General features: G+C 42.9%; 5 protein-coding genes. All 5 read right to left on the minus strand.

Annotated features, from left to right (window positions below; all coding sequences use genetic code 11):
- Window positions 1-359 precede the first annotated feature (359 nt).
- The 5 genes from FTU91_RS15060 to FTU91_RS15080 all read right to left on the minus strand — a co-directional run bounded on the left by FTU91_RS15060 (window position 360) and on the right by FTU91_RS15080 (window position 6,648).
- Window positions 360-1,124 carry a molecular chaperone gene (locus tag FTU91_RS15060; RefSeq protein WP_180082755.1) on the minus strand — a complete coding sequence of 255 codons (765 nt, stop codon included), beginning with the start codon at window positions 1,122-1,124 and terminating at the stop codon, window positions 360-362.
- Window positions 1,121-2,611 carry a fimbrial protein gene (locus FTU91_RS15065; protein WP_180082756.1) on the minus strand — a complete coding sequence of 497 codons (1,491 nt, stop codon included), beginning with the start codon at window positions 2,609-2,611 and terminating at the stop codon, window positions 1,121-1,123. Before FTU91_RS15065 ends, FTU91_RS15060 begins: the two co-directional genes overlap by 4 nt.
- Before the next feature lies 1 nt (window position 2,612).
- Window positions 2,613-5,150 (minus strand): fimbria/pilus outer membrane usher protein, encoded by a 2,538-nt coding sequence (locus tag FTU91_RS15070; protein WP_257221760.1) that lies wholly within the window; start codon window positions 5,148-5,150, stop codon window positions 2,613-2,615.
- Between the two features lie 112 nt (window positions 5,151-5,262).
- Entirely contained in the window at window positions 5,263-5,931 is a 669-nt protein-coding gene (locus FTU91_RS15075; protein WP_257221761.1) for a molecular chaperone, read from the minus strand.
- Window positions 5,932-6,099: 168 nt separating this feature from the next.
- On the minus strand, window positions 6,100-6,648 hold the full coding sequence (locus tag FTU91_RS15080) for a fimbrial protein (RefSeq protein ID WP_180082759.1): 549 nt from the start codon (window positions 6,646-6,648) through the stop codon (window positions 6,100-6,102).
- Between the last annotated feature and the right edge of the window lie 239 nt (window positions 6,649-6,887).

Raw genomic sequence — 6,887 nt, forward strand, 5'->3', positions numbered from 1 at the left:
TTAGCAACAGGAGGTGTTGTTGAATATATATCCATGTTCATGGATTAAGTCCCCACTTGTTTTTAGGTGGGAACTAAATTAAGGCTTATAGGATCGCTTGGTAAGGCTGTGTTAGCCGGATGCTTACGTAATTCTTTACGCTATGTTGCCAGTAAAGATCAGTACGCTACAAAAAACCTTAAAACAATAAGTCAGTATTGACCATAGAACTGGAACAACAATAATCATTAAAACAACTTTCGCAGCTCTGCAACTTTACTTAGACTATTAATTTTTATCTAAACAATTGTTTTAAAAATATTTTATATAAATAATTGGTATATTTTCAGCAAACAACCCTTAATTGTTGCTAAACAATTTCATTTTAGCTGCGTGCGATTCATTTTCGGATCAAATAGACCATTGCGCATGGTTCCCTGATCATCCAGCAGGGTGAATTCAATGCGATCAAATTCGGCAGATTGAGGAGCCTTCTCTAAGGGATAGATACGATTCGCTTGTGCAGGGGTCATCATATCCATCTGTTTTTCAACAACTCTGGATTGATGACCCTGAATCACTTTTAGTCCGGTAAATGAAATGTGGTAGGGTGTAGGGTTATGACAAACTAAAAACCTCTGCCCTGCAGATTGTTGTAAGGAAAAGCGTAACTGTGCAGCAATTTGTTCAATATTCATTTTGGCCAAGTTGGCTGGGCGATAGAAAATTTTCAGCTGGGTATTCATCGCCAGATCTAAACGTGCCTGATTTGCGCTGACTAGCTGACTTTGTTCAGGGGGCTTACCCGCAATTTCATAAAGATTGAGCCAATAGACTGATTCACGATCGGCAGGCATGGCGTCACCATTCTGCACAATGCGTATTGCCTGTATACCCTTAGGATTCATCTTAAATATTGCCGGCAACACTATAAAAGGGGCTTTGGCAAGATCGAGATTGCCCGAGCCATCATCTACCCATGTTTGCACAATAATTGGGTAGTCATTGCTATTGGCCAGTAGCAATGATTGTGCTCCGCTCTGCTCTGCATAAATGACCCGGCTAGAGGCAGGCACAATACCTGCCTGTGCAACAATACTGTGAGCGAATAAGCTTATGTAACATAAGTGTAGAATGGACTTCATTGCATTTTTACCAGCACATGGGCAGTTGCAAGTACGGAGCCCGCCGTCACTGCTCCAGCAGAAGGAAGTTTTTTTAGCACTGCTCGTAATGGAATATTGGTGGTCTTATCTCCAAAAGATTGCGTAAGCTCTGAAAATGCATACCAGCCTGCATCATTACCCATCGGGAAAGTTATCGGGAGATAACAGGTGCCTGTACCCGTGTCTGAAATATCCGGATTAGACCAAGAACAGTTAGATAATCCAGATTTTGTTTCGGTCTGAGGGAAGTTGCTACCAGTTGAACCAGGCTGTCCAACAAAGTTCATCGGTGTACTACCACCATCTTTGTAGAGGAAAATCCCGACATGTTTTGCTCGAGCTGCATTGCTAGCATAGTCATCCGAAACCAGTGCGGTCACTCCCTGATTGGCATTGACCAGTCCTAAAGCTTGTGCCTGAGTATAGCTGGCTTGAGAAGCCTGAATCCCGACAGCAAAGTTAGTAGTATTCAGGCCAGCAGTCACATTTCCCGTGCATGCAATCTGGATTTGAAAATCTGCAAATACTTCTCCATCTGTATCCAAATGAGTCGTAGAGGTCGTAGGGAAAGTAACGGTCTGCGTATTAGCAGTGATCGCCCAGCAGGTATTTGCAGCTGGGATAAGGTTTGCTGCATTATATAAGGTATAACCAAAGCCATTATTGGCACCTAAGAAAAGCATGTGGGATCCAGAATTATCCAGTTCCTTATCATGACCAAAAGTTACTGGACCACCAATTAAGGAGCTATCTGCTAATTGAATATACGCTGAGGGTTCCTCACATGAATAATTACCTGAATTCTCCACAGAACCACATACCGAACTAACGCCTGGGCTACCATCAACCTTAAAAAATTCAACCGTTAGATTAGGAATATGTTTTAAACGGATACAATACCAGCCCGAAGGACATTGAGTCGCATTGCTGACCGTACCCGTATATGTTCCTATATCATAGCTTACCGGCACAGTTTTCCAAGTTCCTGTTACAGTGACTCCAGCCATAGTCTGACGAATGCCAATTCCATTAAACCCCGTATAGTAAACATTGGTCTGATCACCAGGATTTTCAGTTGGTACGACTACCTGCCCTCCATGTAATGCATTACCGTTAGTGGCAACCAAGAATCTGACATCACTCATATTATTAGTATCAGGAGCACAGCGCCATAAAATTGTGTCAGCAGTCGCATTTCTGACTTTATATTCCATTGGTGAGACAATAATCTCTGCGATTTTATCCCCTGCCTTTTGAAGTGGGTTAAGGTGCAAATTCCCTATAGGAATTTTTGCTGCAGAACGATCATTAGTTTCAGTAACCTTATCACTATTATCACTATTCCTATCGGTCGGCTGACCATTCATATAATTAACAAAATAACATTGTGCCTGTACATTAATCCCTATACTCATTAATAGCATTACAAAAAAAAGTTTGAGCACAATGTAAAATTTATCATCCATATTATTCATTCTCTACAATGCATTGTAGTTGTAGTTTAATCATCGGTTGCTCTAGCTGCTGACGGTCAATACGGTAAGGCATTGTGCAACGTTGTCCTGCATCATCACCCCAATCGAAAGTCAGTGTACCTTGTGGCTGTTCGACACGCACATAAGCCTGACCAGCCTGTCCGACCATGCCAATCACTTCACCGGCTTCATTGCGGACATCTGCCCCCATCGGAATATTTTGCCCTTCAGCTAACATACTTTGTATCAGCACACTATAGCCATAACGGGTTTTAAAGTTTACTTTCACTGCAGCACCGGCATAGGGTGCAATACGCTGTTCACCACCTTCCAATTCGATATTGCCGGACACCCCTTGCGGGTCGAGGGCAATGGTATTGTAACGATAAGGACTGATACTCGGGACTAAGGCATAACCAAAACGATCAATCCTGTTAGTTGGGGAACTGATAATTTTTGCACCTTTAGCACCTTTGGCTTCAACCAGTGCAAAAGTATCTCCGAGATAAGAACCCAATGTAATTCCACCAGAGTGAATGGCCAGGGCACCACTGGCATTCAGGGAACTTTGCCAATATTGCTGATTATAGGCACTATTCAGGCCCAGAGAAATTTTCGACAGCCTCTTGTACAAGCCGGCATTATAAGTCTGGTCATTCGACTGTCCGCCGCCATTCATGCCCAGGTTATAGCTCAAACTATAGTCTTCATCTAAGGCACCGCTAATGCCAACCTGATAATTATCACTGTCATTACTGCGATTATAGTTTGCGTTCAAGTTCGGCGTCAGCCTGCCCCGGTTTGAACCGAGCGGGAAAGACAGGCTCAGACCACCAAAGTTGTCAAAACGCTCTTGCGTCACCGAACCACCTTGAAGGCTATGCAATTTTTGCCGGGTATAGTTGAGATTAACACTCAGAATACCAAAAGATTTTTGATAGCCGGCTTGCAGTGATGTATCCCGTTCACGCCCATCCCGATAGTCTTGGGTAGAGCCGGATAAATAGAATGAACCATAACTTCCCAAGGGCTGACTCAGATTGATCTGAAAACGCGAACGCTGTAAGTTGCTATATGAAGAAGCCCATGAATTGCCCTGCTCCCAAGCATAGCGCGATCTTAAAATATCACTGAGTTCACGATAGCCACTGGTCGAATAACGGTATCCCGCAAGGGTAATCGTGGTCTTGGTCGGCTGCAGGGTCTTACTGTAAGTCAAATTGGTCATCCAGCCATCAGCGGATTCCTGTCCATCCATACCTGGCAACTCGGCTCGCGAATAAGTGAGATTGGCACCCAAAGCCCCCAGGAAACTGCCATACACGCCACCGACTGCCAGTGCCTGATAGGCATCTGCAAGGCGTATGCCGCCATTCACGGTAATACTGTTGCTGACACCATATTCATAATTAATATCAGAAAAAAAAGCATCGTGGGTTTGATCTAGATCGGTCCAGCCCAGTGCCAGACTATAATTGGACAATCCGGCACGTAGAGAGGTCGGAACCGCCGCATAGGGAACTTCCGTGGAATGCTTTGAACCATCGGCTTCAGTGACAATCACTGTCAGATTGCCATCATAATTGGTCGGATAGAGATCATTAATTTCAAAGGGGCCGGGAGCCACCGTAATTTGATAAATCTCCCTCCCATTCTGTTCAATCGACACTTTGGCATTGCTCTGGGCGATACCACGGATTACCGGAGCATAACCGCGCATCGAATCTGGCCGCATTCGTTCATCTGTTTGCAGACTCAGCCCCTGAAAAGCCAATCCGGACAAAAAACGTCCTGAGCTATACTGCTGTCCCAGGAGCAGTTGGGACTTCAACTTATCCACTGGGCGTTGTACATAACTGCGAAGATGACGCCATGTTGTGTCATGCTCATTATTCATGGACAGATTGGACTGCTGCCGATATTGCCATTTGCCCAGATTGATCCCACCGTTAAACCCCATAAAGGCAGATTCATTATTGTCCTGATGACTTAAGCGGCTCTGCGAATAATAATAGTTGCCCATATAATTGACAAAGCCAATGCTGCTGCCACTATCCAGATCGGCTGGATTGACATAGCCGCGCGGTAGATTCCTCATAAAACGTTGTGGCACCATGAGATTCAGACGCAATAAGGAAAAATCAAAATGGCTACTACTGCCTGTTGCAACTTGGCCAATGGTTAAACATGAGATAGGTTCAGTGATACCGGCTTGTTGTTTACGGTATTCTTCATCCCCCAAAATACCGGCGTGCTCAAGCAGCTCGATGGATAAACAGGCATCCACACCCTGTGCGGCTGCCTGATTTTCAATAAATGGGATACTACGCCGTTCCAGAAAACGATCATTGATGTAGAGATCAACTTTATACACCCCGGCTTCAATCCGGTCTGCCTGATTAAAACGTTCAATCATTGCAGCACTTAAGCCACTCCCTTGAAATAAATGCGGATCAAAAGTATAGGCTTCTTTTATCGGTTGTTTGCTATCCGGCTGTGTAAGCGAGCTGCTATTGGTGCTAACAGCCAATCGAGGTTCCTCAGCAAATGCTTGCTGCAAGCAGAGACAGTGAATTATCAGAGATAAACAGGATGGTACGAATAAAGGATTTGTCCTCTCCATATTGTATCCCTGCACGATGCTAAGGCTGTTGTACAGGAATGTCTTGTCTGGCTATGGCACCATAATCATTCACATAAGTCACACTGAGCACGCTGTCTTGATTCACCGTTATTTTTTCAGGGATTGGCCAGGTTGCACTGCTGTATGGGGCAATCATGGCAATAGACTTCGGATCAATACTATAGCTTTGCTGTTTTACTTTTAATGTCGCAGTCGTCAGGTTGGCATAATAACCCGTCGGATTATTCACAATAACTGAGCTACCTTTGGCATTTTGCTGCAGTTTAAACGTCCATTGTTTGGGCATGGCTTCAACATTACCAACAATGGTTTTAGGACGATAAAAGACTTTTAAGCGGCTATTCAAAGTCATAATCAATTTATTTTGATCAGCGGTACTTTGATTGAGTGCAGGAATTTGGTGAAAATTTAAATAGAAGATAGATTCGCGATCCCTAGGTTGCTGATTATCCCCCGTATATAGCAAACGTGCAGTTTGTCCGACATTCGGATTGATACGAAATATTTGTGGAGTCACTATAAATGGCGCATCTGCTATATCAGGAGTGGATTTATCATTACCTTGATCGACCCAGACCTGTACAAGATAGGCGGTACTGCCTTTATTATTGAATTGCAAAGTTTTATCTTTGTTTTCAGCATGAAAAATCACTCGGTTATTCGTCATGACCACACTGGAATTTGCTAAGAAGGTAGTAATTATAAGTCCCAATGATAAAACAGAGCGCTTAAAAAATCTGAACATATCTATTCTCATTTTGAGACACACACATCTTTTTGATCATTAATTAGCCTCACGTTAAATCTTAAACAATTTAACAAGAGGCCACACACATTATTTATAGGTAATAGTCCAACCCATAGTAGATGAAACTGCTCCAGCAGTAGCAACTCCAGTAGCGGTATAGCGTGCAGAGAATGGAAGTGTAACTGCACCACTTGATGTTAAATGCGTGGGGGTCGTATAAGGTGCACCAGCAAATGCAATAGCTGCTGATGGAGCAAAGTCTGAACCTGTAGCCAATTCAATACCAACGTTAGTTGCGGGCGTAACCGTTGCGAAATTTTTTAAAAGATTTTTATTTGTAGTATCAAAACCATTTGGATCAGTAAAGGTTAAAGTAATACCACGCGCATCTACAGCATCACCACAATTTTTAACATAAAGACTAAAGTTCGTCGTGCCCGTTGATGATCCACTTGCATTTAAGCTCGAAGTCTGTACTGTTGGCAAGGTGACTATTGTTGAACTAGCACCATCAACAGAAACTGCACAAGTATCAGTCACAATTTCACCATTAAAAGTAATGGTACCTGTAGCGGCCATCGCCATATTTGCTGCTCCGGCAGCGATTCCCGCCAGTAATATCTGTTTTAATTTCATAAAAATCCCCTGTTCCTATATATGGTAGATGTACATGCTGTTATTAAGTGAAAATTAACGAAACTTTTAAATTATTGATTTCACATTAGCACTAATAATCTATAAAAAAAAGCTCTGTACACGACAAAAATAGATAACTCATTGAAATAATGTCACAATAATTGTTTTCTAACGACGAATACTATGACACATCTCAATGAGTTATATCTTATCTTAAACAAATCTCTAAAATGGAACAA

This window comes from Acinetobacter sp. YH12201 (genome assembly GCF_013418145.1).
Taxonomy (GTDB): Bacteria; Pseudomonadota; Gammaproteobacteria; order Pseudomonadales; family Moraxellaceae; genus Acinetobacter.

Excerpts from the sequence above, each read along its gene's own strand:
- FTU91_RS15060 (WP_180082755.1), bottom strand. The coding sequence starts at position 1,124 with ATGAAGTCCATTCTACACTTATGTTACATAAGCTTATTCGCTCACAGT.
- FTU91_RS15065 (WP_180082756.1), bottom strand. The coding sequence starts at position 2,611 with ATGGATGATAAATTTTACATTGTGCTCAAACTTTTTTTTGTAATGCTA.
- FTU91_RS15075 (WP_257221761.1), bottom strand. The coding sequence starts at position 5,931 with ATGACGAATAACCGAGTGATTTTTCATGCTGAAAACAAAGATAAAACT.
- FTU91_RS15080 (WP_180082759.1), bottom strand. The coding sequence starts at position 6,648 with ATGAAATTAAAACAGATATTACTGGCGGGAATCGCTGCCGGAGCAGCA.